Annotated in this window: 19 protein-coding genes and 1 pseudogene; 11 read left to right on the top strand and 9 right to left on the bottom strand. The window is 47.4% G+C overall.

The window, feature by feature from the left end:
• Window positions 1-22 precede the first annotated feature (22 nt).
• Together IV40_RS07620 and IV40_RS07615 are read right to left on the bottom strand one after the other, a co-directional pair.
• The gene (locus IV40_RS07620; protein ID WP_057770158.1) at window positions 23-541 is read right to left on the bottom strand and encodes a DapH/DapD/GlmU-related protein; all 519 of its coding nucleotides are present in this window, start codon (window positions 539-541) and stop codon (window positions 23-25) included.
• 93 nt (window positions 542-634) lie between these two features.
• Window positions 635-1,528 carry a LysR family transcriptional regulator gene (locus IV40_RS07615; RefSeq protein WP_057770156.1) on the bottom strand — a complete coding sequence of 298 codons (894 nt, stop codon included), beginning with the start codon at window positions 1,526-1,528 and terminating at the stop codon, window positions 635-637.
• Window positions 1,529-1,879: 351 nt separating this feature from the next.
• On the opposite strand from IV40_RS07615, the gene IV40_RS07610 reads away from it, so the two are divergent.
• From IV40_RS07610 to IV40_RS07585, 6 genes are all read left to right on the top strand, one after another.
• A complete protein-coding gene (locus IV40_RS07610; protein ID WP_057770317.1) occupies window positions 1,880-2,770 on the top strand; it encodes an aldo/keto reductase in 891 nt (296 codons plus the stop codon).
• 1 nt (window position 2,771) lies between these two features.
• Window positions 2,772-3,638, top strand: coding sequence for an aldo/keto reductase (locus IV40_RS07605; protein WP_057770154.1), 867 nt, complete (start codon window positions 2,772-2,774; stop codon window positions 3,636-3,638).
• A gap of 78 nt (window positions 3,639-3,716) precedes the next feature.
• Window positions 3,717-4,190 carry a flavodoxin gene (locus tag IV40_RS07600; RefSeq protein ID WP_057770153.1) on the top strand — a complete coding sequence of 158 codons (474 nt, stop codon included), beginning with the start codon at window positions 3,717-3,719 and terminating at the stop codon, window positions 4,188-4,190.
• Between the two features lie 12 nt (window positions 4,191-4,202).
• The gene (locus tag IV40_RS07595) at window positions 4,203-4,841 is read left to right on the top strand and encodes an NAD(P)H-binding protein (protein WP_057770150.1); all 639 of its coding nucleotides are present in this window, start codon (window positions 4,203-4,205) and stop codon (window positions 4,839-4,841) included.
• 158 nt (window positions 4,842-4,999) lie between these two features.
• Complete coding sequence (locus IV40_RS07590) at window positions 5,000-6,244, top strand: multidrug efflux MFS transporter (protein ID WP_057770148.1); 1,245 nt, start codon at window positions 5,000-5,002, stop codon at window positions 6,242-6,244.
• A gap of 118 nt (window positions 6,245-6,362) precedes the next feature.
• A complete protein-coding gene (locus tag IV40_RS07585; RefSeq protein WP_057770146.1) occupies window positions 6,363-7,292 on the top strand; it encodes a serine hydrolase in 930 nt (309 codons plus the stop codon).
• A 169-nt stretch (window positions 7,293-7,461) separates the two neighbouring features.
• On the opposite strand, the gene IV40_RS07580 is transcribed toward IV40_RS07585, so the two are convergent.
• A complete protein-coding gene (locus IV40_RS07580; protein WP_057770145.1) occupies window positions 7,462-8,319 on the bottom strand; it encodes a MurR/RpiR family transcriptional regulator in 858 nt (285 codons plus the stop codon).
• 170 nt (window positions 8,320-8,489) lie between these two features.
• Between IV40_RS07580 and IV40_RS07575 the strand changes: the two genes are divergently transcribed.
• On the top strand, window positions 8,490-9,467 hold the full coding sequence (locus tag IV40_RS07575; protein ID WP_057770142.1) for a Gfo/Idh/MocA family protein: 978 nt from the start codon (window positions 8,490-8,492) through the stop codon (window positions 9,465-9,467).
• Window positions 9,468-9,531: 64 nt separating this feature from the next.
• The gene (locus tag IV40_RS07570) at window positions 9,532-10,287 is read left to right on the top strand and encodes an alpha/beta fold hydrolase (RefSeq protein WP_057770140.1); all 756 of its coding nucleotides are present in this window, start codon (window positions 9,532-9,534) and stop codon (window positions 10,285-10,287) included.
• Between the two features lie 41 nt (window positions 10,288-10,328).
• On the opposite strand, the gene IV40_RS07565 is transcribed toward IV40_RS07570, so the two are convergent.
• Complete coding sequence (locus IV40_RS07565) at window positions 10,329-10,649, bottom strand: hypothetical protein (RefSeq protein ID WP_057770138.1); 321 nt, start codon at window positions 10,647-10,649, stop codon at window positions 10,329-10,331.
• Between the two features lie 120 nt (window positions 10,650-10,769).
• Between IV40_RS07565 and IV40_RS10760 the strand changes: the two genes are divergently transcribed.
• Window positions 10,770-10,928 carry a hypothetical protein gene (locus IV40_RS10760; protein ID WP_156404258.1) on the top strand — a complete coding sequence of 53 codons (159 nt, stop codon included), beginning with the start codon at window positions 10,770-10,772 and terminating at the stop codon, window positions 10,926-10,928.
• 241 nt (window positions 10,929-11,169) lie between these two features.
• Here IV40_RS10760 and IV40_RS10925 read toward each other — a convergent pair whose 3' ends face one another.
• The 3 genes and pseudogenes from IV40_RS10925 to IV40_RS07550 all read right to left on the bottom strand — a co-directional run bounded on the left by IV40_RS10925 (window position 11,170) and on the right by IV40_RS07550 (window position 14,446).
• A complete protein-coding gene (locus tag IV40_RS10925) occupies window positions 11,170-12,705 on the bottom strand; it encodes an ABC transporter permease (protein ID WP_057770136.1) in 1,536 nt (511 codons plus the stop codon).
• A complete protein-coding gene (locus IV40_RS10920) occupies window positions 12,706-13,716 on the bottom strand; it encodes a hypothetical protein (protein WP_057770134.1) in 1,011 nt (336 codons plus the stop codon).
• A 25-nt stretch (window positions 13,717-13,741) separates the two neighbouring features.
• Window positions 13,742-14,446, bottom strand: a pseudogene (locus IV40_RS07550) (ABC transporter ATP-binding protein).
• A gap of 157 nt (window positions 14,447-14,603) precedes the next feature.
• Here IV40_RS07550 and IV40_RS07545 point away from each other — a divergent pair.
• Entirely contained in the window at window positions 14,604-15,260 is a 657-nt protein-coding gene (locus IV40_RS07545) for a TetR/AcrR family transcriptional regulator (protein WP_057770132.1), read from the top strand.
• Window positions 15,261-15,391: 131 nt separating this feature from the next.
• Here the strand turns inward: IV40_RS07545 and IV40_RS07540 are convergent, their stop codons facing one another.
• Complete coding sequence (locus tag IV40_RS07540; RefSeq protein WP_057770130.1) at window positions 15,392-16,618, bottom strand: DUF2075 domain-containing protein; 1,227 nt, start codon at window positions 16,616-16,618, stop codon at window positions 15,392-15,394.
• Between the two features lie 138 nt (window positions 16,619-16,756).
• On the opposite strand from IV40_RS07540, the gene IV40_RS07535 reads away from it, so the two are divergent.
• Window positions 16,757-17,848, top strand: a complete 1,092-nt coding sequence (locus IV40_RS07535) for a DNA alkylation repair protein (protein WP_057770128.1) — start codon at window positions 16,757-16,759, stop codon at window positions 17,846-17,848.
• 37 nt (window positions 17,849-17,885) lie between these two features.
• Here the strand turns inward: IV40_RS07535 and IV40_RS07530 are convergent, their stop codons facing one another.
• Window positions 17,886-18,206, bottom strand: coding sequence for a winged helix-turn-helix transcriptional regulator (locus IV40_RS07530; RefSeq protein ID WP_057770126.1), 321 nt, complete (start codon window positions 18,204-18,206; stop codon window positions 17,886-17,888).
• Window positions 18,207-18,227 lie beyond the last annotated feature (21 nt).

Here is an 18,227-nt window from a genome sequence, read left to right as displayed (position 1 = left end):
CTGACTTTAAGGCAAGCCTTTTTTAAACATGACGGAGAAAATGAGCCGGCGAACCGACGACGACGGTATTGGCGGCCACATTTTTGGTGACAATAGCACCGGCACCGACGATTGCATTTTCACCGACAGTCACGCCCGGCAGGATGATTGCACGAGCACCAATCCAAGCATTGCGTTTAATATGGACCGGCCGGACATCGAGATTATGACGCTGGGCCGGTTCATTTTGATGGTTGACGGACACTAAATAAGCGCCGGGTCCAATCAGTGCTTCATCATCAATCGTAATGCCGCCGAGATCGACCATCATGACATTGCTATTGATAAAAATGTGTTTGCCGAGTTTGATATTGCGGCCGTAATCCGTATAAAACGGCAGCCGGATCTCAGTTGAAGCATCGATTCGATAACCGACGACCTCGCTGACCAGCTGGTTGATTTCTTCGGGCGAATGCAGGTCCGTATTTAAATGCTGAATCAAGCGCTGGTTCTGAGCGATGATCTTGCGCTGATGTTCTGTATTGGATTGAATTGCTGCCATGAAACGACCTCCTTGCGATTTGATGCTTCTAGCATAAATTCAATTCGCAAGAATGTGAAATACCTATTTTTGATTGTCAGATATAACTAAAAACTATTTTTCTTCGGATGTGGCGAGACTGGCCTGCAACCGTTGCAAGAAGAGTCGGGCGACTGGCGACGGGGTATTGGCATTTTTCCAAATTAAGGTAATCGGTTCGGTCAGTTCGGGACTGAACCGGCGAAAGGCAAGGTGGGCGTTATCCCGATTGACGATTAAGTTTTCGAGGGCGACGGCATAACAACTATGATTGCGAACTAAAATGGTCGCATTAAATAAGAGGTTATAGGTCCCGATGATGCGAATGTCGCTGGCCTGATTCCGCCACCAGTCGGCAAAACGATGCCGATGGGCCGCCTGTTCAGAGACAATTAGCGGTTTGTGCCGCAAGTCGTCCGGTTGGAGTGTTTCTTTTTGGGCAAGTGGATCATCAGCTGGCAGGACAATCCCCCAGCGATCAAATTCAGGCAGTTTTAAAGTGGCGTAGCGATTTAACTGCCGCTTGCCGATGATGACGCCGTAGTCGAGAACGCCGGCATCGAGCTGGTCTTCGACTTCGGCCGCATCGCCGCTGTGCAAGTGAATTTTGACGCCAGGATAATCACGCTGAATACCGCTGACGGTTTTTAAGATTCGTTCCATGCCGATGCTTTCGCCGGCACCGATGTCCAATTCGCCGCTGATGAGATCGTGATCGCTTTGCAAAGTGTCGGTCGTTTTATCGACAAGTTGAATGATTTCTTTGGCCCGAGCCTGCAAATAACGACCTTCCTGCGTCAACGTGATTTCCCGATGGCCACGAGTAAATAATTTGACGCCCAGTTCTTGTTCCAGGTCGCTGATCTGCTTCGACAAGGTCGGCTGCGAAACATGGAGAAAACGAGCTGCACCGGAGATTGTTCGCAATTCGGCGATAGCCAGAAAATAACGCAAAACACGAATATTCATTGAGAAGCCTTCTATCGTTTTTAGGTATACTTTAGCATAAAAGATAAGTGTTTTATGTCTTTATCCACTTGCTGCTGTACTAGGGGCAAATCAGGAAGGCGAGGTTGTTCATAATGGCAAATGAGCAGCAGATTCCACAGGCAGCGTGTTAAGTACGCTTTATCATGTGCTGCACGTTCAAACTGAAATGAGGGCCGATTCACAAAAAGACTGACCAAATACCCCTTGATGCTTGGCAACACGATGAGAGCATACAAAAAATGTATACTAGCATACCAAACAAGTTATTTTCAAAACGCAAAAACGTGTGCATAATGAACCCATCATCAAGTCAACAGGAGGAAAGTAATGATGCCAAATGTACCAACAATCAAATTAAATAATGGCGTTGAAATGCCGCAATTAGGTTTCGGAGTCTTTCAGATTCCCGACGCCGCTGAATGTGAAGCAGCTGTGACAGCTGCTTTGCAAACCGGCTATCGTTTGATCGATACGGCCGCTGCTTATCAAAATGAAGCTGCCGTTGGTCAAGCCATTAAGAAGAGCGGCCTCAAACGCGATGATTTATTCATCACGTCGAAATTATGGGTCTCCGATTTTACTTATGACCGGGCGAAGCAGGGTATCGATGCTTCTTTAGAAAAATTAGGACTCGATTACATGGACCTGTATTTATTGCACCAGCCGTATGGGGATGTAATGGGGGCTTGGCGGGCTTTGGAAGAGGCACAGAAAGCCGGCAAAATCCGTGCCATTGGGGTCTCCAACTTCTATGCCGATCAATTAAAAAATTTGGAATTGACGATGTCTGTCAAACCGGCCGTTAACCAAATCGAAGTTAACCCATGGTATCAGCAGACGGCCGAAGTCGAATTCAACCAAAATCAGGACGTCCGAGTTGAAGCTTGGGCCCCATTCGCAGAAGGCAAAAAAGGGATTTTCGGCAATGAGGTTTTAAAGACTATCGGGGCCAAATACGGCAAGTCGACGGGCCAAGTTATTTTACGCTGGTTGCTGCAGCGGGGCATTACCGTGATTCCGAAGTCTGTTCACCAAACGCGGATGGCGGAAAATATCGATGTGTTCGATTTCGAGTTGTCAGCGGCCGACATGCAACAGATCGCTCAACTGGATCAAAAGCAAAGTCAATTCTTTGACCATCGTGATCCTGTTACGATTGAACAAATTTTCGGTTCGAGTTTGAAACAATTACAAGATGCAGATACAAAGGAGCTTGATTAACATGACAGAAACACCAATGATTCAATTAAATGATGGCAACAATATTCCGGCAATGGGCTTTGGGACTTTTCAAATTCCCGCCGACGGGTCGACTTACACGGCTGTCAGCGAAGCCTTAAAAGATGGTTATCGCCATATCGATACGGCGACGGCTTACTTTAATGAAGCCGAAGTCGGCAAAGCTGTCCGTGACAGCGGCATTCCACGTGACCAGATTTGGGTGACCAGCAAACTGTGGCTGCAGGATTATGGGTATGAACCCGCCAAAAAGGCAATCGACCGTTCATTGCAGAAATTAGACATTGATTACATCGACTTGTACTTGCTGCACCAGCCATATGGTGATGTTGTTGGTGCTTGGAAGGCGATGGAAGAAGCACGGGATGCCGGCAAGATTCGTTCGATTGGGGTCTCCAACATGACACCGAAGTACTGGAAACAATCGATTCCACAGTTTGACACATTGCCGGCCGTCAACCAAGTTCAATTCAACCCCTATTTCCAGCAGCAGGAATTACGGCAGTTATTAGCCGATGGCAATGTGAAGCTCGAAGCATGGGCACCGCTTGGCCAGGGTAATCATGATTTGCTGAATGAACCGGCGATTCAGAAGATTGCTGCGAAGTACGGCAAGGATGCTGGGCAGGTCATCCTCCGGTTTGAGAATCAGGAAGGCATCATCGTCTTTCCTAAGTCAGTTCATGCCGCTCGTATCAAGAGCAACCGTGAAATCTTCGACTTTAAGCTGACACCCGCCGAAATGAAGCAATTGCGCCAGCTCGATACCGGCAAGGGCTCGTATGATCCCGATGCACCCGGCAATGAAGAAATGCTGCTCAATGCCTTTGATGTGCATGCCGACGATTAAAAATAAAAAGGAATTTAGCTTGCCTTGGTGTGCGCTCCAAGGTTTATTCTAAAAATGAACAAATAAGGAGGCCATCAAATGGCACAAAAAACATTGATTGTTTATTATTCAAAAACAGGTGGGACCGAACGGCTCGCTCAAGAAATTCAGACCGTTTCAAATGGTGCGCTGCAACGGCTTGAAGTGCCGGCAGGGACTTTCTCTGCGGACATGTTTGCTACTTCAGATGAAGCCAAACAGCAGCTTGCGTCCGGTCAGTTGCCGAAACTAGTCGGAACACAGCCGGATTTGGCGGCATATGATCTGATTTTAGTTGGCGGTCCAGTTTGGAATGGGGCACCATCGACGCCGGTGCTGGCCTTTTTGCAGGCCCATCAGAACAGTACCGTGACGATTGCACCATTTTATACGGATGCTGGCACCCCAGGCGCGTATGAGGCCGATTTTGCCAAGGCTGCTGGGCAGATGACGGTTAAGGCCGGTCTTGGCATGGCCGCTGGCGAAGCCGCCCATGCGCAACAACGGATTGCAGATTGGTACAACGGACTTTAAGGAGGAATTGCCATGAAAGTGATGATTTTAGGTGCTGCTGGGCAAATCGGCCGAATGGTGACTGCTGATGTTCTGGCACAAACGAAATTTGATTTAGTGTTGTACGGCCGCAATGTGACTTCTCGTTTAGCGGACCAGCAGCGTGATCGGGTCACTTTAGTCGATGGGACGTTTGAAGAAACAGATAAGATTAAAGCCAATTTGGCCGGTGTCGATGCCGTCTTCATCGCCTTCGTTGCCGGTTCTGACATTATGGGCCCATTAGTGAAGACATTAGATGACGCTGGTGTTAAACGGTTTATCGCCTTGAGCATTCCTGATATTTATCAGGAAGTCACTGGTCCGTTCCAACAATGGTATCGGGACAATACTGGTTTAGTCTGGCAGGGCGACTTGCCGAAAGCCGCAGCGATCGTCGAAAACAGCGACCTCGACTATGTCCTTCTGCGGATTACTTGGTTGTATAATCGGACGGGCAATACCAAAGTTGAGGTTACCAAGAAGGGCGAACCATTCGTTGATGCTCAAATCACTCGTGAAGCGGTGGCCCAATTCGTCACAGACCTGCTGGATGGCAAGCAAGACTACCATCGTGAGAGCCTTGGCTTAGGCGAGCCAGGAACTAATTGGCGCAAGCCTAGTTTTTATTAAAATGATTTGGAAAAGGCGTGCAGCTCCAGGCAGAGCCGCACGCCTTTTTGATTGGGATTGTTTTGGTAGACGGCCATTGTTAGGTCGCTAACGATTTACCAAAGTGCTATACTAATAATTTGTGTATCAATTTATTGATTAGAAAGAAGTGCGATTGTTTGGATTCAGCTAACAACAAGCAACCGGATCAGGAACAGTGGAAACGCAATCTGCGTGTTTTGTGGTTTGGAACTTTCCTTTTTGGGCTTGCCTTCAGCGAGATCATGCCGTTCCTGTCCTTATATATTCGTGATTTAGGGCATTATTCGAAGGGAATGCTGAGTATTTACAGTGGACTCGCCTTCGGAGCAACTTATGTCGTTTCAGCAATCGTTTCACCAATGTGGGGCACGCTGGCTGATCGTACCGGCCGCAAACCGATGCTATTGCGGGCCTCATTAGGCATGGGCATCATCATTGCACTGATGGGTTTAGTGACTAACGTTTGGGAATTGATTGGCTTGCGGGCTTTAGAAGGACTCGTGTCAGGATTTGTTTCCAATGCCCAAGCTTTGATTGCTACCCAAGTGCCGGCTCGGCAAAGCGGCAAAGCCTTAGGAACTTTGCAGACGGGGACAGTTGGCGGAATGCTGTTTGGACCGTTGATTGGCGGTGCTTTAGCGCAATTCGTCGGTTATCGGCCGGTGTTCTTCATTACCGGTTTTTTGATTCTGATTGTGTTCTTCATTGTTTTATTTGAAGTAAAAGAAGATTTTGCACCGGTAAAACGGCAGGATATGAAGTCGACTAAGGAAGTCATCAGGACAATTAAACATCCCCGTTTAATTTTGGCGATGTTCATTACGACGTTGATTATTCAGGCCGGCAACTATTCGATTTCGCCGATTATTTCGCTCTATGTCAGCCAGATTATGCATCATTCGTCGATGGTCAGCTTCTATGCTGGAATTGTCGCCGCTGCACCAGGATTGGCGACGGTGCTGGCTGCTTCACGGTTAGGCGATTTGGGTGATCACATCGGGACTGAATTGATTTTATCGCTAGGGTTCATTTTGGCAATCATCTTCTATGTGCCAATGGCGTTTGTGACGAACGTCTGGCAGCTGATTTTCCTGCGCTTTTGCATCGGGATTGCCAATGCCTCGATGCTGCCTTCAGTGCAGGCAATCATCACCCAGAATATTCCGCATTCGGTCACCGGCCGGATTTTTTCGTGGAATCAGTCGTTTCAGTATATCGGAACCGTCTTGGGCTCGTTACTCGGTTCGGTGGTTGCGGCCGTGTTTAATTACAATATGGTCTTCATTACAACGGCCATCCTAGTCGTTATCAACTTCGGCTGGGTCTGGTTCAATACCGGCGAACAGCGCCGCAAACATTTGAAACAATTAAAAGAACGTTAAAATCACCGTCTTGACGGTGATTTTTTGATGCTCGCAAGGCACTTTAAATTCATTTTAAGGAAACTTTAAGGTCGCTATTATAAGTTAAATTATTAAGAATAAGAAAAGAAGTTTTGAAATGCATAGAAGAAGACGTTTAAAGAAGCAGTATCGAATCTTATTACGGGTAATTGTCGGTGTTGCCATTATTTTGGCGGGCGGCCGTATCGTTAAAGGGATGCTGGCTAATCGGCAAACGACACAGCAGGCGGAAATGGATCAGGCGGCCGGCAGTTCGTCAGCCACGAACCATTCGAATCATGTCGTTAAACTCGGCAACACCGTCAATGTCAATCAGGCCTTGCAAACGGCGTGGCAGAAAGTTTTGAAAGGGACGACTGCCAATGTCGATATTGCGGTCTATTCGCCCAAAACAGGCCGAACCTATACATATAGCGTCAAACAAAGTGATGATGCGACCTTTCCAACGGCCAGTATCTTGAAAGTGACCGTCATGGCGGCCGTTTTGCATCAAAATCAGACGAATGGCACCACCTTAACGTCAACTGAACAATCGGAAATGCAGGCGATGATTGAAAACAGCGATAATGATGCCTGCACCGATTTGTTGGACAATGTTTTAGGCGGCAATGATGGCAACGATGCAACCTATTCGGCGCTGGGCATGACCGGTACCACTGCCGATATGACTGGCTGGGCAATGACGACCACGACGGCTGCCGATCAATTGAAAGTTTTAAATGCAATTTTCTATGGTGCCGATAATTATCTGACCAAGAGCGAACGGACGTATGCAATGAGTTTGATGAGTACCGTTGAAAGTGATCAGGATTGGGGCATTTCGGCCGGCGCGACTCATTACCAGCTGAAAAACGGCTGGCGTTTAGAAGACAACGGCGACTGGATCGTCAACAGTATCGGCCATGTCGGCAAGACTTCTGAGCAAGGGTATACGATTGCTGTTTTGACGAATGACAATGCGACCCAGGATGACGGTGAAAAGGTGGTTGAAAACTTAGCAGCAGCAACGAAGACCGTTTTAAACTAAAAAAAACGCACATTTAAAGTGTGTGAAGCAAAACCCCTGAGTTGGAGAAAATCCAACTCAGGGGTTTTGCTGTGTTCTCTGTAGGAATAAAGAAAAAAGTTATCTTGGAATATTTAGAAGGCAAAACTGACTTATGGTGTGTTGCCGTAGTTGCAAAAGAGGCTTTCCCTTAGATTAGATGATGCTCATCCAATTGTTGATAATGCTGTTTTAAATCATGGAGATGCTGCTGGTAATCGCCAGCGTAGATTAGGGCAAATAAGGTGTCAAGCACATATTCAAAACTGATTTGAGAGGCAAAAGTGCTGATTTTCAGGTTCTCGTATTCCGTTTGGGCCGTCACTAGAGCAGTATCGGCCAGCTGAATCTGGGTCGATTTGGCATTGCCGGTAATCAAGATTGTCGGCACCTTTTTTTCATTTAATAATTGTAAAAGCTGCGTGTGCTGTTCGGTGTTGCCGCCGTAGGAAATAAAGAGGGCACAATCTGAGGGCGTGAGGGTGGCTGCCGTCCAGTTTTCATCATTATATTCTTCGGCCAGAATGGCGAACTGACCAATCTTGGTCAGCTTGTTCTGAAAACTGCGGGCTCGAATCTGCGAGTCGCCGACTGCGAATAAAAAGAGGCGCTGGGCCGCTGTGATCCGGTGGGCCGCTTCAGCCAATTTGTCCGCATCGAGCTGTGCTAAAGAACGTGAGATGGTATTGGTGGAAAGATGCGCCATGTTTTTGGCAATCGTGACGGGTGAATCGGTCGGCAGAAACGGGAAATTGGCATCGATTTGGTCGAGTCCATGCTGCTGATGATAGGCCGCTTCTGTAATTGCGTAGCGAAAAGAGCGGTAACCAGAATAGCCCAATTTCTGGGCGAGTCGGACAATCGCCGAATGCGATGTATAAGTAGCAGCGGCCAGCTGCTGAATCGTCATTTTCGAAGTGGCTGCCAGATGCTTGAGGATATAAGCGGCAATCTGCTGGTCAGTATTCGTGAGCTGACTAGTATCTTTTAATTGATCAGTGAGCAGCATTGAATCCCTTCTTTCTATTTTCATGATACGGCTTTTGAACAAAAAGTTCACGTTTGTCTCTATTTGGCAAAGAATGTTAAACAGTCGGGCCCGAATGCCCAGAAAGCCTTTTGCGGATAGGTTTTGGTACGTATACTCATCCTGACAAGATTAGAAAGGGAGTTGTTAAAATGAAATTAGCATTATTCGGGTCCGGCATGATTGTCTCAGATATGCTGACGATGATTGGGGATGTTCATAACGTTCAACTTGAAGCCATTTTAGGGACACAGCATGGTTTGCCGACGATGCAAAAATTGGCGGCCCAGTATCAGATTCCTAAGATTTATACGGAGCTATCTGAATGCCTGGCCGACCCGAATGTCGATACGGTGTATATCGGCCTACCCAATTTTCTCCATTATTCCTATGCCAAGCAAGCGCTGGAAGCAGGCAAAAACGTCATTTGCGAAAAGCCGTTTACACTGAATGCCGGTCAAGCCCGTGATTTGGCGAATCTGGCCCAGCGTAAGAATTTGATCTTAGTTGAAGCCATCAGCAATCAGTACTTCAATAACTATCAGCAGATTCAAGCCGATTTACCCAAATTAGGCAGCTTGAAGATTATCGACTGTAATTATTCACAGTATTCATCTCGTTATGATGCGTTTAAGCATGGTAATATTCAGACGGCTTTCGATCCGAAAAAAGGCGGCGGAGCCTTGATGGATCTCAATATTTATAACATTCATTTTGTCGTCGGCTTGCTCGGTGCGCCGACACAGGTGCATTATTTCGCCAATATTGACCATGGTATCGATACTTCCGGCATACTGCTCCTTGAGTATCCGGGCCTTAAAGTGGTCTGCACAGGTGCCAAGGATTGTGCCGCACCGGTTCGTTCGACAATTGAAGGCGATCAAGGCGATATTGAAGTGATCGGACCGACCAATACCTTGGAAAAATTTACCGAACATTTACGGAATCAAGACACCGTAACAGTCGACAAACGGATTCATCCGCACCGCATGTATCAAGAATTTGCAGCCTTTACCAAGATGATCGATACACACGATATGGCTGAAGCAGACCGGCGGATGGCGCACAGTTTGACAGTGATGGATGTCGTCGATGCCGCCTTAGCCGACGCACAGATCAAATTAGGGTAAGCGGATTGTTTCCAGCGCTCATCAGGCCTAAACTAAAGGAAATGATGTTTAGGAGGCACATAGGATGCAGTTTGAAACATCTGATCAGATTCGGCTCGATTACCATGTCTTTGGTAAAGGGCAGCCGCTCGTTTTAGTGGCTGGTTTTGCCGGTTATCAGCAGATTTGGGCACGTCAGATTCCGTTTCTCGTTGCCCAGGGGTTTCAGGTGATCACGTATGATCATCGCAATCATGGGGCTTCGCAGCGCACTACGAAGTCACTGAATATGCAGCGCTTATTGCTGGATTTAAAGGAACTGATTACTGGTCTCGATTTGAAACAGCCTATTTTAATCGGGCATTCGATGGGGGCCAGTCTCTGCTATGGCGCATTGGGACAATTTCCGGAAAAATTAACAGCCGTTGTGGCGGTCGATCAAACGCCGCAAATGCTGGCGCATGGCGCCTGGTCGCCGGATTTTAAACGCTGGCTGCTTCAAAATGTGACTGGCACCTTTAAACGGCCGCTCGATCCGCTCGTTAAAAAAGTTTTGACACCGGCCGAACGGCTGCATCCGTTCCCCTTTGTGCCGAATCTGCCGTTGCTAGTCGACCATGCCCGTCAGGATTGGCGATCTGATTTGCAAAATAGTCAATTACCGATTTTGCTGGTTGTGGCCAGTCACAGCTGGTATTTCGACTGGCATTTCATCCTGCCGTATCTGCAGAAGCAGAATATCCACGTGGTGCGTTTGAAGAGCGGACACGAAGTGATGGCTGAACGGCCGGGTACTTTTAATCGGGTGCTAGGCCATTTCTTAACAACACAAGTGCATTAAAAAAGTGCCCTGAAAAGAGCACTTTTTGATTACTAAAAAAATTAACTGATCATGGTGACAACGAAGACAACGAACACAAGTGCATCGACCGCTAAATAGCCATATTCAAATTGAAGCAAGTGCGGATAACCTTGTGCCGATAAGCGTTTGCGGCGGCGTTTTGAAAACCAAATCAGCAGCTCACCGAATAAGCATAGGGCGAGCAACGACAGAAACAGCATCCATTTGGGACCGAATTCATTCTGCGGTCCGATATTATTCAGATGAACGGGGATGCTAGCAGGTGCCAAGAGATAGCAGATGAGCGTGAACAGACTGGCAGCGATGTCCAGTCCTCTGACGCCGGCTTTGAATTTTGCCATACCGATGCCTCCTCTTTCGGAATAGCATACGCTTATTGCCGGCGAAAAGAAATAAGACTTGTCAAAAATAATGAAAGCGCTTATTCTTGTGATAAGACAAGTGTGAGAGGGGCGGAAGGCATGAAAGTAAATTGGGCCCAACTGATCTTGGTGATTTGTGCATTGATCGTCATTATTGTCGCCTTGGTCCGTCATGATACGAGCGGACCAGGCCTATTTGGCGGGCTTGGAATCTTGGGAATCCTGTTATTGTTGTACGTCCTGCAGCGAGAAGAATAACGAAGGAAAATAAGTTCGAATTTAAAAGGGAGCATGACAGAAGTCGCTGTTTGACTTCGTTGTCATGCCCCCGCGAGGACAGCTAGGTATTTACTCAGCTTTGCGTGATGTAAATACCAGATGGCTACCGCGTTTTGCAAATTTATACTGTTCAAACAAAAATGACTCTTTAAATGTAATTTTTGCATTTAAAGAGTCATTTTTCGTGAAAGAGACACTTATGTCACGGTCTCGTTGTGTTCTAATCGACGGATTTCAATGCTCCAAGCATATCGATATTTTTAATTTTACGGGCCATCAGCAGCATCACAATTCCTAAGAAGAGGAGCGTCATCACGGTGGAAATGACGAAGTTCGAGGTCAATAAACCAGGATTCGACATCGCCATTTCCGGCGGCAGCACATCCATAATGTATTGGTGGAAAAGATAGCCGCAGCCGTAACCGAAGAGGATGCCGATCACTGTCAAGAGAATTGTTTCACGGAAGATGTACATCAGCACTTCCTTTGGATAGAAACCAAGCACTTTCAGGGTGGCCAATGCACGGACCCGTTCGTCGATGTTGATGTTGGTCAAGGTGAAGAGAACGACGAAGGCCAGCATTGAAGCGGCCACGACCAAGATAATGACGACGTGGTTCAGACCGCCTAGAATATGTTCAATCATCTTTTTGGCGGTGTTCGACTGAACGACCGTCACGGCCGCCTCCTGTTTCATTAGCTGCTGGGAAACGTGATTGATGGTGGCATTATCACGTTTCTGCAATTGAATCATGTCGGCATTGTAACGGACTTGGTGCTTCATGATTTGGTGGTAATAGGCTGGACTCATATATAGCGTATGACCGACGTACATTTCAGTGATACCGGCTACTTTAACGTGGTAAGCATGGCCGTTGGCGTCTTTAAAGGTGAAATGGTCTCCTTTTTTAACGTTGAACAATTTGGCCAATTTTTCCGTCAGGATGACCCCATGATCGGATAATTTGAGCGTGCGGCCGGATTGGCGATTTTTTAAGGTGACTTCCTGTTTGAACTGCTTCTGATTTTTCGGGACGAGCAGGGTGATGCTCTGGTTATCCTGCAAAGTGCTGTTTTTGGCGGTCACACTTTGTTCATAAACTTGACTGAATTTTTTAACTGCGGACTGGTCGGCGACGGCCTTTTGATAGGCTTTTTTCTGACTAGCAGTGGCGGAATTGTTGTAAACACCAATCAGATCGTAGTGGACAATCTGGCTATATTGTTCTGAGACGATGTTGTTGAGGGAGTCGCTGATCCCAAAACCGGTAATCAGCAATGTGACACAGCCGGCCACACCGACGATCGTCATCAGCATGCGGCTCTTATAGCGGAAGAGGTTGCGTGCCGTGACTTTTTGCGAGAATGGCAGTCGCTTCCACAATGGTTTGATTCGTTCCAGCAGAATGCGAGTACCACCTTTTGGAGGCTCTGGCAGCATCAGCTGGGCGGGATTTTCTTGGAGTGCTTTGTGGCCGACCGACCAAACGGCAATCAATGTGCAGGCAAGTGCTAACAAGGTTGCGATTGCGATGACGCCCCAATAAACATTGATTTGAACGGCTGAATAGATGAAGTTGGCCGCATAAGCGTTGAAAATGGCCTTGGGCAGAATGACACAGCCAGCATAAGCACCAATTACAGCCCCAATCAGGGCACTCAGCGTTCCGTACAAAATAAATTCGGCCATGGCTTCCCATTTGGTGTAGCCAAGTGCTCGCAGCGTTCCGATTTCGGTCCGTTTTTCCTGAACCATTCAGGACATAGTGGTGAAACACACTAAAATAGTGACGGCGAAGAAGAAAATGGGGAAGCTATCGGAGAGAACATCGATTCGTTTGGCATTTTCGCCATATTGGCTATAACCGCTGTTATAATCGTTGCGGCCTTGAATCGTCACATTGACGTTGGCAATCTGGGCAGCTTTTTGTTTGCTGGCGGCCAGCTGTTTGACCATAGCAGGCGTCGACAATCCTTGTGCTTGCGCTGTTTCGAGCGGCTGCAATTTTTGCTGTAAAGTGGTCCGTAGGTTGTGGCGCTGCTGGCGGGCCATTTTATTCAGGAACGGCTGCAGAGCAGTTACTTTGCGGTTGACGCCATTTTCATAGGTGTTGCTATAGGCGGCGCCATGAACGCCGCTGAATTTAATGCGGGCGACGTTAGGTGTCGTGGTCGTGAAACTGCTGCTGGGAACAACGGCAAAGGCCGTTAATTCGCCAGTCCCAACGTTGGTGGTCCCTAAATCGTCCTTTTTGATGTATTCGCTTGATTCGACGAAGCCAGTGATCGTATAGGTCTGTCTTTTGATCCGGCTAGGGGTCCCGTTGTGGTCATTAACGAGGGTGATTTTTTGCCCGACATGGTATTTCTGAGCCAATTGACTGCTAAGGGCGATTTGGTTGTCGCTCGTCGGCATTTTGCCCTTTGTGAGTGTGGCTTTAGAAATACGTTGCGATTGCGACAGAATCTGTACAGATGTTTGGCGATGTTTGATGACGGCAGCCGTCATCTGGCCGAACGTGACTGCTTTGACTTCAGAGCGTTTCCGGATGGCATTCTGATTGGCCTTGGTAAATCCAGCGGTTGCTTTGATCTGAGCATCGGCCAAATTTTGCGTCTGGTACTGATCGGTGACCGTTGCCCGCATGTCGGGCCCGGTTGATTTCAGACCGACCAGGACAAAGACACCCAGCCCTAAGAGGACGACAATCGATAGGAAGCGTGCCCATGAATGCCGAAATTCACGGAGAATATTTTTACGGATCATTTTATTATTTTCCAATGGACAGCACCTACCATTCCAAAGTTTCAACGGGAACCGGTGTTTCGTTATGCACGTCTTCCTTGATCTGGCCGTCAACGACTTCCAAAACGTGGTCGCCCATTGGTTTGATGAGACTGTTATGGGTTACAATGATTGCATTCTTGCCGGTTGAATGGGCAAAATCCTGAATCAGTTTCAGGATGTGCTTTCCAGTCCGATAATCAAGGGCACCAGTGGGTTCGTCACATAAAAGCAGCGTTGGATTCTTAGCAATCGCTCTGGCAATTGCGACTCGTTGCTGTTCCCCGCCGGATAATTGCGCCGGAAAGTTATTGGCGCGTCCTTTTAGTCCGACTTGGTCGAGTGTGTCAAGCGAGTCAAGGGCATCGGGTGCAATTTCGGAAGCTAACTGTACATTTTCCAGTGCCGTTAAATTCGGCACCAAATTGTAGAATTGGAAGACAAAGCCGATTTCATGACGGCGGAAGGTCGTCAACTGGCGTTTGGAATCGTTGGTCAGGTTGTGACCGGCAACGATGACACTGCCGGAAGTGGCCGTATCCATACCGCCGAGAATATCGAGTAAAGTGGATTTGCCGGCACCAGATTCACCGACGATAATCGTTAATTCGCCTTTTTAAATCGTAAAATTGAGGTCGTGATTAGCCGTGACGGCATTAGCACCGTTTCCGTATGTTTTGGTTAAATGCTCAACTTGAATAAAATCATTCATGCAGATCGTCTCCTTAAATAAACATTGTGTTGATTTCAATAATCAGTATAAAGGCCTATTTAAGGCGATTCAATCGTAAATTTTTTAAAAAGTGTTGATTTAAATCGGTTGAAATGCACAATGCGTTGATTTAAGATGAGCGCAGGGGGAAATAGATATGACGACACAAAATGCAAAAGTGACTAAAACGCTGCAAGCAATCGAAGCGGCGCTCATTAAACTGGTTCGCACTAAGGGACTCCAAAAAATCACGGTTGCTGATATTACGAAAGCGGCGCACATCAATCGTGGGACCTTCTACCTGCATTATTTAGACAAAGAAGATTTAGTTGACCGGACCGAAGCTGAATTATTCGATGGTGTCGATGCCATTTTGGGCCGCTACATCTACGAGCCAATGAGCCAGCTGGCGTTTCTCGATGAGTCGAAAGACCTCTTGCGGGAGGTGGTGACTGCGGTCGGGAAATACGCCTTGACGGGTCAGCGTTTTGCGCTCGTTCAAGCGCTGAGCGGGCCACAAGGGGATCCGTATTTCAGAAATCGGGGCAAAGAACTACTGCGTAAATATTTAGCAATTACACCGAATGAGCAGACAGCCAACGGAATTGCGGGCCAAGTGGTCCAGGAATTTATCATTCAGGGGCTGATCGATATTGTCTTAACTTGGTTTCAGCAGCAGCCAGAACAAGCATCAGCTGATGAACTCGTGCAGCTAATCATCGACACCCGTTTTTTATCGCCGTACGCACTGCTGAAACAATTGCGTCCGACTGAAGTCGAAAAAAATGGGCATGTGACAGAAGTCGATTTTTGACTTTATTGTTACACCGCCATGAAAACCAGCTTGCTATCGCATTTAGCATCGTTACCCGGTTAAATGAAAATCGCTGCTAAAATACAATTTTAGCAGCGATTTTTGTGTAAAAAGTTCCTTACGTCATGACTTCATTTTTGGGCATGTCCATTCGCATGCGTCAGCAAATACTGGCGCAGCACGGGATCGTGAGCAAAGAGGTACATCCCATGAATACCACGTTTCATCAGCACATTGATTGAGTTGAGAATCATTTGAACTTCAATCGCATGGATTTCGTCAGGATCGGTTAAATCCTGTCGGTGTTTGAACGCTTCGACATCGGTATATTTATCGAGGTCGACGACCAGCTGATGAGTCGCAGGATCGAGTTGAATCGGCGGCCCTAGAATAATGCCGACATAATTGAGATCGAAACCTTGGCAAGTGTAGATTGAACCGACTTCGTTGATTGTGGCGGGAATTTCCGCCCAAGGGACACTAGTGTAGTTATACTGATCCCACGGCAGGTGAAATTTGCCCTCCGTAATGTAATGTTTACCACCATCGAGCGTCGACGGATAGCCGGAGGTCGATACGATTCGTGCTAAGCCGACTTCGTGATTGCGCTGGACGATGGCCCGACGCATCTGTTCGGCATCGGCATAGATACGCAGATCATAGTCGGTACCAGCATCTTTCGGGAGCGGTTCAAGATGCCGATGGGTCAACTGATTGATCCAGTCAACCAATTGATCGCTGGCCGTCATTCGGAATTGATGGGTCAACCGCACAGATTCCGTTGTGTACGGCGCTAATAATTTTTCGAGCCGTTCTTCGGTCCAGAAGCTCTTCATACGCAAGACTTGGGTTTCATCGAAGACGAGCACGATAACGTGGGCCAATTGTAATAACGAACTAAGCTGGTTGGTACCGTAAAAATTGTTGTAGTGATCGGGTTTCGATAAGAGCAGATGAGCTTCGTCGATTACCACGACATCAGCCGTTGTCTGGGATTTCTCGAGCCGGTTGATCAGTGTTGTCGGTCGTTCGAAATCCTTTTTATAGAGGTGCTTCTGCTGACCAGCAATATTACGGTACACTTTGAGTACTTCGGGGTGGTTGACTAAAAAATAGTTGGTCGTTCCGGCGACCGGCGACTGAGCATCGGTTCGGGCCGCCGTTTCAAGGTCATTGAATAAATGCGAGAGCACGACACTTTTGCCAGTACCGGCGTCCCCATAAACGGTGAAAACAGCTGGTTGGGCATCCTGAATATGGTGGGCGATGAAAGTTTCAATCTGGTCGACCAGCTGGTGCTGTTCATGTGTGAGTGGCAAAAGCGGCGATACTTTGTTGATAGCTGCATTGTGATCCATCGATGTCTTCCTTTCTGAAAAAGTTTTCTCTGTTAGTGTAACGAAATTAACCGCCGCTGTCAGGCTTGTTTCAATTGCAGTTCGAACGTGTGTTTGCTAAACTGAAAGTAGAAATTTTGATTGAAGGACGTGAACAAAGTGGCAACACCCTTAAAAGAAGTTTATTCGGATGCCTTTCTACGGCAATTGGGGCAGGCTGTGCAAGGGCAACTGCCCGCTTTTCAAGTTGATAAATTTGCAGCGGCAGTGCAGGCTGACGATTGGTCACAATTAAGGTTGATGGAACGAATGACTCGAATCGATACATGCCTACACCAGCAGTTTCCAAGTGATTTTAAAGCGGCAGCACCGATTTTGACGGCTGTCAGTCATCAAATCACCGGGTTTGCAGCGTTATGCTTACCGGGTTACGTGGCCCAATACGGCCTGGATGATTGGCAGACCTCGATTGGGATTTTAGCCGTGCTGACGCAATCTTCATCGGCTGAATTTGCCATTCGGCCGTTTATCGAACAAGCACCTGCCAAAACGATGGCACAAATTCTGACATGGAGCCACTCTGACAACGCCGACTTACGCCGTTTGGCCAGTGAAGGCTGTCGGCCGCGTTTGCCTTGGGGACGAGCCTTGAAGGTATTTAAACACGACCCGGCGCCGATTTTTCCGATTCTTGAAAATTTGATGGCTGATTCAAGCAAGTATGTCCGCACGAGTGTGGCCAATAACCTGAATGACATCAGCAAAGATCATCCTGAACAGGTGCTTCAATTTGTGACCCCCTATTGGCATCAGTCACCGGAAACGGACTGGATTATCAAAAAAGCACTGCGGACATTGTTCAAAGCAGGACGGCCAGAGGTGATGACGTTATTCGGTTATCCGCTGACGGCGGCGGAAGCGTTGACGCTAGCACGAATCACGAGCCAACCAGCAGCAGTAAAAATCGGCGGTCATTCCCAAGTTATGTATCAATGTCAAAATGGCGGCGAGCGGGATTTGCCGTTACGACTCGAACTCGGTGTCGATTACATCAAAGCCAACGGGCAGCCGAAACGCAAGATTTTCTTTCTCAAAGATACTGTTTTGGCACCCGGACAAAAAATTGACGGTACACACAAATTAAACTGGCAGCAACTAACCACCCGGACGTTGTACCCAGGTGGCCATCAGCTCGTTTTGCTGGCGAATACCATTGCAATTGCGCAGACGACCATTACGGTGACCAAATAAAAACCAGGAAGCTGTTTCTTCCTGATTTTTATGTTCGTTATGATTTCGACAGGATGGTGCCTAAGTGCATCAATTCATGATTGCCGAATTGTTCGATTTGCGTCAATAACATTTGGATTTCCTGTCCATGCGCAGATAATCTAAATGCATAGTCATCATTGGCTTCGACAAGACCCATTTGTTTCAGTTTGGTTAATACGACCAATAATTTCGTCGTTGAAAGGCCTCGAACAGCTTTACGCAGGACAATGAAATCAGTGAAATCCGTGCTTAAGCGCATGAGCATTAAACTGTACCAACGATCGTTCAGGATTGAAAGGCCCACTTTGGTGCCTAAACTCAGTTCATGCATGGCCATTTGTCTTGTCCTCCTTCGTTT

The sequence above is a fragment of the Lactobacillus selangorensis genome, from assembly GCF_001437205.1.
Taxonomy (GTDB): domain Bacteria; phylum Bacillota; class Bacilli; order Lactobacillales; family Lactobacillaceae; genus Paralactobacillus; species Paralactobacillus selangorensis.
The sequence above is the reverse complement of the archived record's forward strand: the minus strand, read 5'-3'. Positions and strand labels throughout refer to the sequence as shown.